Origin of the sequence: Pseudomonas sp. Irchel s3a12, from assembly GCF_900187485.1 — a bacterium.
Lineage (GTDB): Bacteria > Pseudomonadota > Gammaproteobacteria > Pseudomonadales > Pseudomonadaceae > Aquipseudomonas > Aquipseudomonas neuropathica.
The window spans coordinates 247,738-261,076 of record NZ_FYDN01000004.1; the positions used below are offsets into that span (position 1 = coordinate 247,738).

Below are 13,339 nucleotides of genomic sequence, written 5' to 3' on the forward strand. Positions count from 1 at the left end.
TTTCACTCAGCGCAACGCCAACAGCCCCTGCACCAACGGCTCAAGCTCTAGGTGATTAACCGATTTGACCGTGTCGATCATCGGCACTGGCCAACTCTCAAGCCCCAGGCAGGCCCCAAGCATCGCGCCAAGAATCGCCGCGATGGTGTCAGTGTCACCGCCAAGACTGGCGGCCATGCACAACGCATCAAACGCGCTCATCTCGCCGACGGCCACTTGCTGCGCCAGGGCAAAGGAGACCACCACCGATTCCTGCGACGCCACCGAAGTACCGATCACGTCATAGAGCAGATCCGCCAGCAAAGCCTTGTCGCTATCGACACTGATGGTGCGCGCCCAACTGATTCGCGAGCCAATGCGCCCACCGGCCACCCAGTGCCCGTGCGCCTCGGCTTGCTGAGCGATGTGCTGGCCGAGGTTCAACGCCTCGCCCAGGTCCATGCCATTGATGCCGGCAGATACCACCGCTGCCACCGCCGCCGCACTGGAAATCCCCAGCGTGGTGTTGTGGGTGACCTGACAGGCCTGTACCACCGCTGCGATAAACCGCTGAGGATCGGCAACATCCGCCGCGATCCCTACCGGCGTAATGCGCATGGCCGCGCCGTTAGTGGTGCCGTAGCGTCCGGCCTCTTCCGGCGAATGCCCGGCAAGGATCATTTCGATGGCGCGCTTGGTCGACGGCCCGAGCAAGTCCTGCGAGCCCTTGGCCTGCATCTCGGCCTCCCACTCGATCAAGCGTTGCGCGAGGATCGCCGGTTCGATGCGGCCTTTGCCTTCGACCAGCAACTCACCGACCAGAATGGCTTGTTCAGTGTCGTCGGTGATCGAGCCTTTGGGCATGTTTGCGGCGATGGGTTGCAAGGGACCTGCATCCTGCAGATCGGTGATTGTGCCGAAGCGGGTCTTGATGGTTTCGCGGTTCAGCGATTGCGTCGGCATGCCCAGCGCATCACCGAGGGCCAGGCCATAGAAAGCACCAAGGGCACGGTTGAGCGCGGTCATTTCGATTCTCCAAATTGCAGGTGCAAACGGAAATGCACCGGGTCGAGCAGGCTTTCGACCAGCTCCATAAAACGGTTCTGGCGATCGTAGGTGGTGCGCAACGCCTTGAGGAAAACCGTGCCGACCGGGCGCCCGAGCAATTCGGCGTCTTCGGCATTCAACGGCTCGGCACCGATCCACTGATCACCGCGTTCGCCGATGTAGCCGTAAGCGGCCAAGGTGATGGTCAGGGAATTGTCGATCAGGCCGACACGCGGCAGGCTTTCCAGGCCGCCGGTGGCCGGCATCAAAGAGCGTTCGAGAGAGACCAGCGTGCCGTCGTTGGAGCGCCGACGGCGGTCGAGGGTAATGAATTGGTCAGTGCCGAACCGCGAGAGCAGATCGGGCCGGGTCACGGCTTCCAGACGCAGCACTTCGGTATTGATCAGCGCGCCGCTGTCGGCCAGCGCCTGCGCCCAGCCGCTGCGCTGGTCGAGCGCGACACCGTCGAAAGTGACGATGGAGCCGACGCCGCTTTGCGTGGCGATGTAATTGCGCCGTTTCAGTTCGGCCAGCGCTTCGCGCAGCGTGCCTCGGCTGACTTTGAATTCTTGAGCCAACTGATGTTCGCCGGGCAACAGAAAGCCGTCCTCCATGAGGCCGCTTTCGATGCGTCGGACGAGTTCGTCGACCACCCGTTGTTTCTTGTCAAATCGTACCTGTCTAATCATGTACAAATTGATACCCGAAACTAGCGTGGGCGGGCAAGGGATATTTAGCGAGAGTGACGAAAGGCGGGAGAATCAAAAGCCCCTCACCCTAGCCCTCTCCCGAAGGGAGAGGGGACTGAATGGGGGATGCTCAAGAAGTACGCCGACCTGAAAGTGCTTCGCCGAATCCACAATCGACCTGAAAGTACTTTGCCGAATCCATAATCGACTAGGTCTTTCAGGTCGATGCAGGACGCAAAGCACCCCGGTCGGCCCCCTCTCCCTCCGGGAGAGGGCTGGGGTGAGGGGCTCTTGATTTTTAGCGTTGTTTCAGACGGTCGATGACGACGGCCAACAGCAGGATCGAACCACGGATAACATATTGGTAGAAGGTATCAATGTTCTTCAGGTTCATCGCATTCTCAATGATCGCCAAAATCAACACCCCGGCAATCACATGCCGAATCATGCCGATCCCACCGCTCAACGACACCCCGCCCAACACGCACGCCGAGATCACCGTCAGTTCAAATCCCTGACCAATCATCGGCTGCCCCGAGGTCATCCGCGACGCCAGAATCACCCCGGCCAGCGCACCGATCACACCGTGCACGGCAAAGATAATGATCTTGGTCCGATCAACGTTCACACCCGCGAGCAACGCCGCTTCCTGATTACCACCGATGGCCATGGTGTTGCGCCCGTAGGTGGTGTAATTCAACAGCCAACCAAAAAACAGAAAGCAAACAATGGTGATCAGAATCGGCACCGGCACGCCAAACAGCTGGCCGTTACCGAAGACGAAGAATGATTCCTGCGACACGCCCACCGCTTTGCCGTTGGCAAAAATGTAAGCCAGACCGCGAACGATCTGCATGGTCGCCAACGTCGTGATCAAGGCGTTGACGCGCAACTTGGCAATCACGATGCCGTTGATCAACCCGACAATCAGGCCCATCACCAACGCTGCACTGACACCGAGAAACACGCTATTGGTGTCACGCATCACCACCGCCGCGACCACACCGGCGCAGGCAATCACCGAGCCGACCGACAAGTCGAAATGCCCCGACGCCAGGCAGTACAACATCGTGCACGCGGCGATCCCGGTGGTGGAAATCGCCAAGCCCAATCCGCGCATGTTCAGCGGCGAAAGGAAGTTGTCGATCAGCAAGGTGCAGGCGACAAAAATGCCCACGGCCGCCAGCAGCATGACCCAGTCGTCAAGGAAGCGGCGCATGTCCAGAGGTTTGCGCTCTTTGGGCAGGGTTTCGTTTTGGGTTGTCATCATAGTCACCTCTCAGTTCGCCACGCCGTCAGCGCGGTGGCGCGGCAAAGCCAGTTGCAGCAGGTTGGATTCATTGGCCTGATCGCGGCCGATTTCGCCGCGCAGGGCGCCTTCGCAGAGCACCAGAATGCGGTCGGAAATACCCATCACTTCCATCAGGTCGCTGGACACCACGATCACCGAAATGCCGTCGGCGGCGAGGTTATGGATGATCTGGTAAATCTCGGCTTTGGCACCGATGTCGATGCCGCGCGTCGGTTCGTCGAGCAGCAGGACTTTCATCGGCATCGACAGCCAGCGACCGAGAATGGCCTTCTGCTGATTGCCACCGGAAAGGAATTTGATCTGCTGACCGGCGTGCGGGGTTTTCACTTTCAGGGCTTTGATCTGTTTGTCGGCGTTGCCCTTTTCCCACAGACCGCGAATCAGGCAACCGAGGCCCGAATGGGCGCCGCGTGCGCTGATATTGATGTTTTCGGCAACGCTGGCCAGCGGGATAATGCCTTCCTTCTTGCGATCTTCCGGGCAGAGCAGAATGCCCGCAGCAATCGCGTCGCGCGGTGAGCGCAGTTTCAGTTCGTGACCGCGCAATTCGAGGCGTCCGGCGGTGTTGCGTTCCAGCCCGCTGAGCAAGCGAAACAGCTCGGTGCGCCCTGCCCCGACCAATCCGAACAGGCCAAGAATTTCACCTTTGTGCGCTTCGAAACTGATCGGTTCGCGCAGACCCGGGCCGAGCAAACCATCAACCTTCAGCGCGACGGCACCGCGTGGTCGATGGCGATAATCGTAAATGTCCTGAATGTCGCGGCCGACCATGCAGGTCACCAACTGATCGTGGCTCAACTGGCTCATGTCGTCGAAGGTGCGCACGTAGCGACCGTCCTTGAACACCGTCACGGCGTCACAGATGCGGAACACTTCTTCCATGCGGTGGGAAACGTAGAGCACGACTTTGCCCTCGTCACGCAGGCGTCCGATGATCGCCATCAAGCGGTCGATCTCACGGGCCGAAAGGCTGCTGGTCGGTTCGTCGAAAGCGATGACGTGGGCGCCGCGCGACAGCGCCTTGGCGATTTCCACCAATTGCCGCTGGCCGAGGGACAAGCGCCCGACCTTGGTTTGCGGATCGATTTCGTCGGCCAGGCCTTTGAGGCAGTTCAACGCTTGCTGGCGTAAAGCACCGCGATTGATCAAACCGAAACTGGCCGGCAGATGGCCGAGGAACAGGTTTTCGGCGACGGTCATTTCCGGCACCAGATGCAGCTCCTGGTGAATCACCGCGACGCCGCTGCCGATGCTGTCAGCGGTCGACTTGAACGCCATGGTCTGCTCGCCGATCTGCAACTCGCCGCTGCTCGGGATGTAAGCACCGCCGAGGATTTTCAGCAGGGTCGATTTGCCGGCGCCGTTCTCGCCCATCAAGGCGTGAACCTGGCCGGGATGGGCGACAAAGCTGATAGCGTCCAGCGCTTTCACCCCGGGAAAGGTTTTGCCGATCCCGTTGAAGCGCAGGCTGCCGCTGGCGCCGTGTTGTTCTTGTGTTTGTACTTGCGCGTGCATAAAGCCACCTCTTCACACCGAAAAACGGCCCGGCTGCCCGGGCCGTCGCGGCATCAGTTCCACAGGCCGATTTTTTCCAGCTCTTGCTTGAAGTTCTCGCGGGTGATCAGGGTGACGTCGTCCATCGCGGTGTACTTCGGCGGTTCTTTGCCGGTGGTGACCCACTCGTACATCATCTCTGCGGTTTTGTAGCCTTCGATGTGCGGGCTTGGCAGCATCGAGCCGAAGAAACCGCTATTAGGCTTTTTCAGTTCGCCGATGGCGTCGGTGCCGTTGATGCCGATGCCGATCACGTTGGCCGCAGCAAACCCGGCGGCTTCGGTGGCGCGCACGCCGCCGAGCACGGTGTTGTCGTTCATACCGCCGATGATCAGGTTTTTCGCCGCGCTTGGCAGCTTCACCAGCGCCGAGTTAGTGGCGTCCATGCTGCCCGGTACGTCGAGGGTTTTCAGCGCAGCGAACAGAATGTGGTCTTTCGGCATACCGGCGTCTTCAAGGGACTTCACCGAACCGTCGGTGCGCTTCTTGCCGGTATCGAGCTCGTTGTAGGTGTTGACCACCGCGTAAGTGTCTTTCCAGTCCCAGTTACGTTTCTTCGCTTCGGCGACCATGGCGTTGCCCTGTTTCTGGCCAACTTCAAACGCGGCCATGCCGAGGTACGGCACGTCTTCCATGAACTTGCCGTTGGCGTCGACGAAACGGTCATCGACGGCAATCACTTTCAGGTCGTTGAGTTTGGCTTTGGCCATGATTGCCGGGCCGAGCGAGACGTCCGGCGGGCAAATCACAAAGCCCTTGGCACCGTTGGCAGCAAGACTGTCGATCGCCGAGAGGGTTTTCTCACCGTCCGGCACGGCAATCTTGATCAGTTCAAAGCCCTTGTCCTTGGCGGCTTTCTCGGCGAAGGCCCACTCGGTCTGGAACCACGGTTCTTCCGCCTGCTTGACCAGAAAACCGATTTTCACGGTGTCGGCAGCGAGCAGGGCACTGCTCAGGCTGAACGCGGTGACCGCCAGGGCGGTACTGCACAGGGTACGAATCCCGAAACGACGTTTCATAAGCTGACTCCTTGTTATTTTTTTTGAGCAATGTTTGAAAAGCGTTAAAGCGTGTTCCTGCAAAATCTTCTGACAATAGTCATATCGTATGATGATTGGATTTCACACGGATTTATCCGCGTGAAAGCCACTGTGCTCAGTCGTGGTACATCACCGAGCGCCCACCATCGATGGTGATGCATGCAGCATTGATGAACGGCGCCTCATCGCTGGCCAGAAATACCGCGGTCATCGCCACTTCGAGCGGCTGACCGATGCGCTTCGGCGGGTGCAGATCGAAGGCGCGCTGACGCTCGGCGTGCGGGTCGGCGAATCCGTTCCAGTAGTCGACGTTCAACTGCGTCTCGATATAGCCCGGGGCGATGGCGTTGACGCGGATGCCCTTAGCGGCGTACTCAATGCCGAGCGCGCGGGTCAGGCCGAGCAAACCGTGTTTGGCCACCGGGTACGGAAAGCAGCCGGGAATGATGTGGCTGGAATGGGTCGAAGCAATGTTGATGATGCTGCCGACGCCCTGCTCGATCATCTGTGGCAGCACCGCTTTGCAGCCGAACCAGGCGCCGTCCAGATCAATAGCGAAGCAGCGACGCCAATCTTCTTCGGTCATGACCAGCGGATCACAGAACACGTTGACCCCGGCGCAGTTGACCAGCACATCGATGCGCCCGTGCAGCTCAACGGCGCGTTTGGCCATGGCATGCAGGTCGGGCTGATGCGAGACATCCGCCTTCAGCGCTTGCACGTCGTAACCTTGCTCACGCCAGTGCACGGCAACCGTTTCGACTTTTTCCGCCTGAATATCACTGATCACCAGTTTCGCTTGCTGCGAGGCGAACGCCGCAACAATGGCTTCGCCGATGCCTTGGGCGGCGCCGGTCAGCAGCACGACCTTGTTTTTCAGACGCTCGCCCCTCGGCGGCGCAGGCACCGGCGGCAGGGAAAGAGGTTCAGCCATGGATCAGGACTCCTGTTTCGCAAGCACAAAAAAACCGGGCATCTGCCGATGTCCGGTCTGGAAGGCGGTTGGAACGAAACAGGCAAGCGCAGGCGACAGCTTGGGGCCGTTGCGAGACGCGGACTCCACACGGGAGTGCGATAGACATTCGCTGCATCACTTCACCTGTTTTGTTTTTTTAAGTGTGAGTGCGTGTTACTGCTGGAGCCGACTATAAACCCGACTGCCGAATAATCTCAATATATAATTTTGCATCCCATATTTTGGGATTTAACAAGCAAACCGCGTACAGAGTTTTCCTGCGACATCCACGCGTATCGACAGCACTGCGCCATCCAATGGATGGTTGTTCGGGCTCTGGGCGCTGGTGATGAACAGGGTTTTCAGGTCTTCACCGCCGAATACACAACTGGTCGGGCGGCTGACAGGCAGATCGATCCTGCGGTCGACCTTGCCGTCAGGCGTCAGGCGCAGCAGGCAGCTACCGTCCCAGCGGGCATTCCATACATAGCCTTCGGCATCCATTGCTGAACCGTCCGGGCCACCGTTCTGATCAGGGCCGTACCAGGGAGTGGCCACATCAAGGTTGCCGTCGGCGTGAATAAAATAGCGATACAGCGTGTCATCGAGACTGTCACCGAACAGGACTGTGGTGCCGTCGTCGCTCCACAGCAGCGTGTTGGGAATGCCCAAGCCGCGCAGCAATGGCGTAACACGTTTATCCGGATCTATGCGGAACAGGCCACCGGAGCGCTGGGTGATCGGCAGATCTTCGCCCTGCTCGCCGATGTTGTTTTGCATGGTGCCGAGCCACAGTCGCCCCTGAGCATCGCAACGCGCTTCGTTGGGGCGATTGCCCGGTTGCGGGTCGGCGACGCAGAACAGCGTCAGGCGTGGTTCGAGGCCCGGGGAATCTAGGTCGAGGCGATAGACGCCGCTACTCAGGGTCACCAGTGCATCGCCGCTGGCGCAGGGGATGAAGGCGGAAACGTGTTCGGGCATCTGCCAGATCTGCACGTTCTGGCCGATCAGACGCAGGGCCTGTTTGCCGGCAATGTCGACCCAGTACAACGCCTGGGTCGGCGCGTCCCAGAACGGGCCTTCACCGAGTCGGGCGCGGTGTTGGGTCAGGGCGGTCCACGGCATATAACGGTCTCCATTGTTCTTGTGATTTTCTGTAGGAGTGAGCCTGCTCGCGATGGCGTAGTGTCAGTTGACTTCAATGCGGCTGATATACCGCTATCGCGAGCAGGCTCACTCCTACAGGGGATCTGGGTGTTAGCCGGCTTTTTTGTCGGCCATGACTTTCGGGTAAAAACGTTTGATTGCCAGGTCGGCGTTGTCGATCAGGGTCATGCACGCCCACACGCCCCGCGCGGAATCCCGGGCGGCGATGGCGTCGGCAATGTCCTTGTGGATCGGCAAGGTGCGGCGCAGTTCATCCGGATCGGCAGCAGACACTTCGAACGATACCGCCAGCAACGCACCGAGCGCCGGAACCATTTGTTCAATGAATTGATTGTGGCTGGCCGCGAGGATGCATTCGTGGAAGAACTGGTCGGCGCGGTTGTAATCGGTGCCGCTGTCGACCGCGCGCTCGAGGGCGTTGTAAGCCAGTTGCACCGCTTCGATCTGGTCCAGCGTCGCCCGCTCACATGCCCAGCGCACGGCCATCGGTTCGATGGTGCGGCGCAGGTCAAGCAAGTCATCGACAAAATTTTCCGGCAGGCCGTTGCGCGACAGCCAACCGACCACTTGCGGATCGAACAGGTTCCAGCGCCGCACCGGCAGCACGCGGGTGCCGACTTTCGGCCCGACTTCGAGCATGCCTTTGGCGACGAGGGTTTTGATTGCTTCGCGAATAACCGTGCGACTGACGCCGAGCTGTTCACCCAGATCGGCCTCGACCTTGATGGTCTGCCCCGGCTTGACCTGGCCAGCGGCGATCCAGCTGCCCAGCCAGTCGACCGTGGATGCGTGAAAGCTGCTGGACATGAACACCTCAAAGCGGGTCTCGATGGGTGATCAAGCTAATCATCATACGATTAGCTGTCAACGACAAAAAAGATCGCAGCCTTCGGCAGCTCCTACAGGTGTAAGCCATGTAGGAGCTGCCGAAGGCTGCAATCTTTTAAGGTTCGAGGCCGATGCGGAAGAACTCGCCGCCGCTCCACACACCGAGCCAGCGCTGGCCATCGATTTCGCGACTGACCGCCAGTTCCACCAGTTGATAGAACACATTGCGGTGGATCAGCGCTTCAAGGTTGGTGCGCACATGCACGTAGGGCGCGGGCTCTTGCGTTGTCGGATCAATCTCGACGCGAATCGGATGCTCCGGCCCCGCTTCGGCGGTTTCTTCGACGTTGGTGGTAAAGCGCAACAGCTGCGCCTCCCCTTCGCCTTCAACCTCGACCGCAATCGCCACAAACGGCGCGTCGTCGACCTTGATCCCGACTTTCTCGACCGGGGTAATCAGGAAGTAATCATCGCCGTCGCGGCGCATGATCGTGGAGAACAATTTGACCATCGGCTTGCGCCCGATCGGCGTGCCCAGGTAATACCAGGTGCCGTCGCGGGCGATGCGCATATCGATGTCGCCGCAGAAGTCCGGATTCCACAAGTGCACCGGCGGCAAGCCTTTGGTTTTCGGGATCTGTCCCAACAGGTCATTGGCTTTTTGCGGGCCACTCATGGCGTTCTCCTTGAATTATTGGTCGCCGACTCCCAACAGGCTGCGCGCGTACTGTGCCAGCGGCGGGCCGATCAGGTCTTCGGGCTTGCTGTCGTGGAACGTCAGTAAACCGCCACGACTCTTGATCCGTGCAGTATCAATCAAATACTGGGTGCTGGTCTCGATCAACATGATCTGAATCACGCCGCCGTCGATGCCGAGGCGATCCACCGCTTCTTCATCGAGCCACTCATCGGAGTTGCCGATGCGGTCGTCAGCCTTGGCGAAACGCGTGTACAGCAGATAGTGCGCACCGGCATCACGAGCTTCACCCATCGCCTGATCGAGGCCTTCCGGCGCGCGAGCACGGCGGACCATCGGGAAGTACTCGACGAAGCCTTTGAAGGCTTCTTCGGCCACCACGTTCGGGCGCGGGTAGGAACCGCCCGGCGGTGCGAACGCGCCTTGGGCGATGTAGATGAACGAGTCCGGCTGAATGCGGAAATTGTTCACGCGACGGCTGTCGCTGTGATCCAGCAAGCCCGCGTCGCTCATCTGGTAGCGAGTGCCTTCGGCCATATCGCTGACAGTCATACAGCCGCCAAGCGCCAAAACGGCCAGCAGCAAAACCAGGCTACGCATCCTATTCCTCCAGAGGCCGGTGACGGAAAACCGGCGAATGGCCGTAGGATGCAGCTTTTGCGCCAGCTCTGGTTCTTCGTTGATTGTTAGATCGTATTCGCGAGCAGGCTCGCTCCCACCAGTGGAATGCATTCCAAGGTGGGAGCGAGCCTGCTCGCGAATAGGGGGATGTCAGCCGCCGATAATCTTCATGATCGTTGCGCCACCGGAGAACGCCACTTCCTGCTTGTCGCCCAACGCTTTGACCAGCAAACGCTGGAGCGCTGGCAAGGCCTGATGACGCGGCTTGTCGAGCAAATCGCCGACATAGTGACGGTTGCTCGACGACAGGCAGCCATGCAGCCAACCAGTCGACGACAGGCGCAAGCGCGAGCAGGTCCGGCAGAACGGCACGCTTTCGTTGGCGATCACGCCGAAGTTGCCCAGGCCGGGAATCGCATAGCGCACCGCCGTAGCGTCAACTGGCGCGTCGGTTTGCGCGTACTCGTAACGTTCGCCAATCAGCTGCAGCAATTGCTGCAGGCTGACGAACTGTTGCAGGAACGCATTGGAGTCCTTGGCCAGATGGCCCATGCGCATCAGCTCGATGAAGCGCAGTTCGTATCCGCGCTCCAGGCAGTAATCCAGCAGCGGCATCACCTGGTCGAGGTTCTGCCCGCGCAACGGTACCATGTTGACCTTGATCTTCATCCCCGCTGCTGCCGCTTGATCCATGCCGCCGAGCACGGTGGCCAGATCGCCGCCACGGGCGATGCTGCGAAAAGCAGCGGCGTCGAGGGTATCGAGGGACACGTTGATCCGGCGCAGACCGGCATCCACCAGCAGTGGTAGTTTTTTCGCGAGGAGTTGACCGTTGGTGGTCAGGCTGATGTCTTCAAGGCCCATCTTGCCGACAGCGGTCATGAACGTTTCGAGTTTGGGGCTGACCAGCGGCTCGCCACCGGTAATTCGCAGCCGCTCGATGCCGGCGGCCTCGATCAGATACGCCACGCCACGCGCCATGGCTTCGGCCGACAGTTCATCCTGCGCAGCCACCAGCCGCTTGCCGTTCGGCACGCAGTAAGTACACGCGTAATTGCAGGCTGAAGTCAGACTGATCCGCAAATTGCGAAAACGCCTGCCTTGACGGTCAACGATCATGATCACTCCGGCGAAAGAATTTCGAGCCGCTAAAACTTGACTCACAAATCAAGTTTTAGCAAGCCCTATGCCTGAGTATATTCCTGCGTTACTGCGCCATGTAGCGAAATCATGGCGCAATAAGGCGGCTGAATGGCTCAGCTGCTTGGCGTTTCCGGGTCACGCTTGCGTTTGTTGCCCATGCGCACGCCAATGTCCATCAGGAACTGGAAGAAACCTTCCTGATCTTCCAGCACATTGCTCCAGAACGGCGAGTGATACAGCGCAACAGCGCCGTGCACCAGCGCCCAGGAAGCGCAGTAGTGGAAGTATGGCGGCACGTCTTCGAGCTTGCCTTCGCTAATACGGCCCTTGATCAGCAGGGTCAGGCGTTCGAAGTTCGAGGCACGGATCTTGTGCAGCTCCTCGACCATTTCCGGCACCTGATTGCCTTTGACGACCTTCTCTTCGAGACGGTCGAACAGGCGATAACGCTGCGGGTCGCGCATGCGGAATTCGAAGTAGGCGCGGGACAGCGCTTCCTTGTCCTTGTCGACATCGGCCGAATGCAGCAGCTCGTTCAAATCGCGCTCGTAATCAAGCATGAGGCGCAGATAGATCTCGGCCTTGGATTTGAAGTGTTTGTAGATCGTGCCTTTGCCGATACCCACGGCATCAGCAATCATCTCGACGGTGACACTGTCTTCACCTTGGTCGAGGAACAGCTTGAGCGCGGTATCGAGAATTTCTTGCTCGCGGCGACGAAACTCACGGACCTTACGAGGTTCTTTGTGCATAAGAAAAGGTCTGAAGGGTCAAAATTCGAAGCCGCGTATTATGCCTAACTTGCGCAAAAATGCACGGATCATCCGACCATATCTGTGTTTCTTGTTCATTTTGAGAACGTTTTGGGCGCAATGAGAACTCAACTGAAGCGAACGTATTCCAAATTTGTTTAAAAACCCCGACCGGCTAACTGGACTGCACGCCAGACTGATCAATACTTGAAATGTCGGGCGACATCTCCCCCAAGTGTCGCGCCGATAAAGGTACCAAGGGACCGCGTGCCTTTGTTTTACTCCTAATGGTCTTAACCCGGATTCACCCCCCAGAACCCGGGTTTTTTTTGCCTGCGATTTGGCTAAGGCCTACAGGGCAGATTTAACACTGGCTAGCGGGAACAGACGCTTGAAGTTTTCGGTGGTCTGCTCGGCAAAACGTTCGTAGTTCTCACCACGCAGCATCGCCATGAATTCCGCCACTTCGCGCACGTACTGCGGCAGATTGGGCTTGCCGCGATAAGGGATCGGCGCCAGATACGGCGAATCGGTTTCCACCAGCAAGCGATCGGCCGGGACCTTGCTCGCGACGTCGCGCAACGCATCAGCATTGCGGAACGTGACAATACCCGACAGGGAAATGTAATAACCCATGTCCAGTGCAGCCTTGGCCATGTCCCAGTCTTCGGTGAAGCAATGCAGCACACCGGCCTGAGGCAACGCCGCTTCGCGCAGCAATTCAAGGGTATCGGCACGCGCGCCACGGGTGTGGATGATCACCGGTTTGCCGGTCTGCTGCGCCGCTTGCAGGTGCAGACGAAATGACTCCTGCTGCAGTTCGGCGGCTTCCGGTTCGTAGTGATAATCGAGGCCGGTCTCACCGATCGCCACGACTTTCGGGTGATTGAGTTCGTGCAATAGCCAGTCCAGCGCTGGCGCCGCACCGGGTTGTACATCGAGTGGATGCACGCCGACCGAACAATCGACATCGTCATAACGCTCAGCCAGGGCTTTGACGTCGGCGGCGTTATCGGCACTCACGCCGATGCACAAGAAGTGCCCTACTCCGCGCTCACGGGCCGCATCCAGTGCAGCATCCAGCGAGCCGTCATGGGCGGCGAGGTCGAGGCGATCAAGGTGACAATGGGAATCTACAAGCATAAAAAGACGGCTACTTACATCGTATGAGTGGGACGGTCGGATTTAAGCGCTCCGGCCAGATGGGTTTCGATGCGACTGCGCGCCGTGTTGTCGCCATCGTTGAACTGTACACCGACACCGGCAGCGCGATTGCCTTGCGCCCCTTTGGGGGTGATCCAAGCGACCTTGCCGGCCACCGGGATCTTCTCGGCCTCGTCCATCAGGTTGAGCAGCATGAACACCTCATCGCCCAACCGGTAACTCTTGTTGGTCGGGATGAACAAGCCACCGTTCTTGATAAACGGCATATAAGCGGCGTAGAGCACCGACTTGTCCTTGATGTTCAGGGACAAAATGCCGTTGCGCGGCCCTGGGCTGACGGATTCATTCATGTTGACCTCCACTGCTGATGTTCAGAGTCTAGGTACACATT

At 59.0% G+C, this 13,339-nt stretch carries 14 protein-coding genes; all 14 read right to left on the reverse strand.

The window, feature by feature from the left end:
- Positions 1-6: 6 nt before the first annotated feature.
- Entirely contained in the window at positions 7-1,005 is a 999-nt protein-coding gene (locus CKW14_RS09210) for an ADP-ribosylglycohydrolase family protein (protein WP_095125196.1), read from the reverse strand.
- Positions 1,002-1,715 carry a GntR family transcriptional regulator gene (locus tag CKW14_RS09215; protein ID WP_095048600.1) on the reverse strand — a complete coding sequence of 238 codons (714 nt, stop codon included), beginning with the start codon at positions 1,713-1,715 and terminating at the stop codon, positions 1,002-1,004. Before CKW14_RS09215 ends, CKW14_RS09210 begins: the two co-directional genes overlap by 4 nt.
- Before the next feature lie 298 nt (positions 1,716-2,013).
- Positions 2,014-2,982, reverse strand: coding sequence for an L-arabinose ABC transporter permease AraH (araH, locus tag CKW14_RS09220; RefSeq protein WP_026000669.1), 969 nt, complete (start codon positions 2,980-2,982; stop codon positions 2,014-2,016).
- 12 nt (positions 2,983-2,994) lie between these two features.
- Positions 2,995-4,542 carry an L-arabinose ABC transporter ATP-binding protein AraG gene (gene araG, locus CKW14_RS09225; protein ID WP_095048601.1) on the reverse strand — a complete coding sequence of 516 codons (1,548 nt, stop codon included), beginning with the start codon at positions 4,540-4,542 and terminating at the stop codon, positions 2,995-2,997.
- Positions 4,543-4,595: 53 nt separating this feature from the next.
- A complete protein-coding gene (locus CKW14_RS09230) occupies positions 4,596-5,600 on the reverse strand; it encodes a substrate-binding domain-containing protein (protein ID WP_064120360.1) in 1,005 nt (334 codons plus the stop codon).
- A 136-nt stretch (positions 5,601-5,736) separates the two neighbouring features.
- A complete protein-coding gene (locus tag CKW14_RS09235; RefSeq protein ID WP_095048603.1) occupies positions 5,737-6,555 on the reverse strand; it encodes an SDR family oxidoreductase in 819 nt (272 codons plus the stop codon).
- Between the two features lie 270 nt (positions 6,556-6,825).
- Positions 6,826-7,701: an SMP-30/gluconolactonase/LRE family protein gene (locus CKW14_RS09240; RefSeq protein ID WP_095125197.1), complete on the reverse strand. Its 876-nt coding sequence runs from the start codon at positions 7,699-7,701 to the stop codon at positions 6,826-6,828.
- 132 nt (positions 7,702-7,833) lie between these two features.
- The gene (locus CKW14_RS09245) at positions 7,834-8,550 is read right to left on the reverse strand and encodes a FadR/GntR family transcriptional regulator (protein WP_095125198.1); all 717 of its coding nucleotides are present in this window, start codon (positions 8,548-8,550) and stop codon (positions 7,834-7,836) included.
- A gap of 136 nt (positions 8,551-8,686) precedes the next feature.
- Entirely contained in the window at positions 8,687-9,247 is a 561-nt protein-coding gene (locus tag CKW14_RS09250) for a DUF1285 domain-containing protein (RefSeq protein ID WP_095112887.1), read from the reverse strand.
- A gap of 15 nt (positions 9,248-9,262) precedes the next feature.
- Positions 9,263-9,868, reverse strand: a complete 606-nt coding sequence (locus CKW14_RS09255; protein WP_007908280.1) for a DUF4823 domain-containing protein — start codon at positions 9,866-9,868, stop codon at positions 9,263-9,265.
- A gap of 171 nt (positions 9,869-10,039) precedes the next feature.
- Positions 10,040-11,008, reverse strand: a complete 969-nt coding sequence (locus CKW14_RS09260; protein WP_095125199.1) for a GTP 3',8-cyclase MoaA — start codon at positions 11,006-11,008, stop codon at positions 10,040-10,042.
- Positions 11,009-11,145: 137 nt separating this feature from the next.
- The gene (locus tag CKW14_RS09265; protein WP_007908276.1) at positions 11,146-11,784 is read right to left on the reverse strand and encodes a TetR/AcrR family transcriptional regulator; all 639 of its coding nucleotides are present in this window, start codon (positions 11,782-11,784) and stop codon (positions 11,146-11,148) included.
- Between the two features lie 351 nt (positions 11,785-12,135).
- On the reverse strand, positions 12,136-12,927 hold the full coding sequence (locus CKW14_RS09270) for a TatD family hydrolase (RefSeq protein WP_095125200.1): 792 nt from the start codon (positions 12,925-12,927) through the stop codon (positions 12,136-12,138).
- A gap of 14 nt (positions 12,928-12,941) precedes the next feature.
- Positions 12,942-13,298 carry a PilZ domain-containing protein gene (locus CKW14_RS09275; protein ID WP_093435417.1) on the reverse strand — a complete coding sequence of 119 codons (357 nt, stop codon included), beginning with the start codon at positions 13,296-13,298 and terminating at the stop codon, positions 12,942-12,944.
- Between the last annotated feature and the right edge of the window lie 41 nt (positions 13,299-13,339).

What these genes read in the sequence shown, in the direction of transcription:
- CKW14_RS09270 (WP_095125200.1), bottom strand. Translation starts at nt 12,927, where the DNA reads ATGCTTGTAGATTCCCATTGTCACCTTGATCGCCTCGACCTCGCCGCC.
- CKW14_RS09265 (WP_007908276.1), bottom strand. Translation starts at nt 11,784, where the DNA reads ATGCACAAAGAACCTCGTAAGGTCCGTGAGTTTCGTCGCCGCGAGCAA.
- CKW14_RS09275 (WP_093435417.1), bottom strand. Translation starts at nt 13,298, where the DNA reads ATGAATGAATCCGTCAGCCCAGGGCCGCGCAACGGCATTTTGTCCCTG.
- araH (WP_026000669.1), bottom strand. Translation starts at nt 2,982, where the DNA reads ATGACAACCCAAAACGAAACCCTGCCCAAAGAGCGCAAACCTCTGGAC.
- CKW14_RS09245 (WP_095125198.1), bottom strand. Translation starts at nt 8,550, where the DNA reads ATGTCCAGCAGCTTTCACGCATCCACGGTCGACTGGCTGGGCAGCTGG.
- araG (WP_095048601.1), bottom strand. Translation starts at nt 4,542, where the DNA reads ATGCACGCGCAAGTACAAACACAAGAACAACACGGCGCCAGCGGCAGC.
- CKW14_RS09255 (WP_007908280.1), bottom strand. Translation starts at nt 9,868, where the DNA reads ATGCGTAGCCTGGTTTTGCTGCTGGCCGTTTTGGCGCTTGGCGGCTGT.
- CKW14_RS09260 (WP_095125199.1), bottom strand. Translation starts at nt 11,008, where the DNA reads ATGATCGTTGACCGTCAAGGCAGGCGTTTTCGCAATTTGCGGATCAGT.
- CKW14_RS09235 (WP_095048603.1), bottom strand. Translation starts at nt 6,555, where the DNA reads ATGGCTGAACCTCTTTCCCTGCCGCCGGTGCCTGCGCCGCCGAGGGGC.
- CKW14_RS09215 (WP_095048600.1), bottom strand. Translation starts at nt 1,715, where the DNA reads ATGATTAGACAGGTACGATTTGACAAGAAACAACGGGTGGTCGACGAA.
- CKW14_RS09210 (WP_095125196.1), bottom strand. Translation starts at nt 1,005, where the DNA reads ATGACCGCGCTCAACCGTGCCCTTGGTGCTTTCTATGGCCTGGCCCTC.
- CKW14_RS09240 (WP_095125197.1), bottom strand. Translation starts at nt 7,701, where the DNA reads ATGCCGTGGACCGCCCTGACCCAACACCGCGCCCGACTCGGTGAAGGC.
- CKW14_RS09250 (WP_095112887.1), bottom strand. Translation starts at nt 9,247, where the DNA reads ATGAGTGGCCCGCAAAAAGCCAATGACCTGTTGGGACAGATCCCGAAA.
- CKW14_RS09230 (WP_064120360.1), bottom strand. Translation starts at nt 5,600, where the DNA reads ATGAAACGTCGTTTCGGGATTCGTACCCTGTGCAGTACCGCCCTGGCG.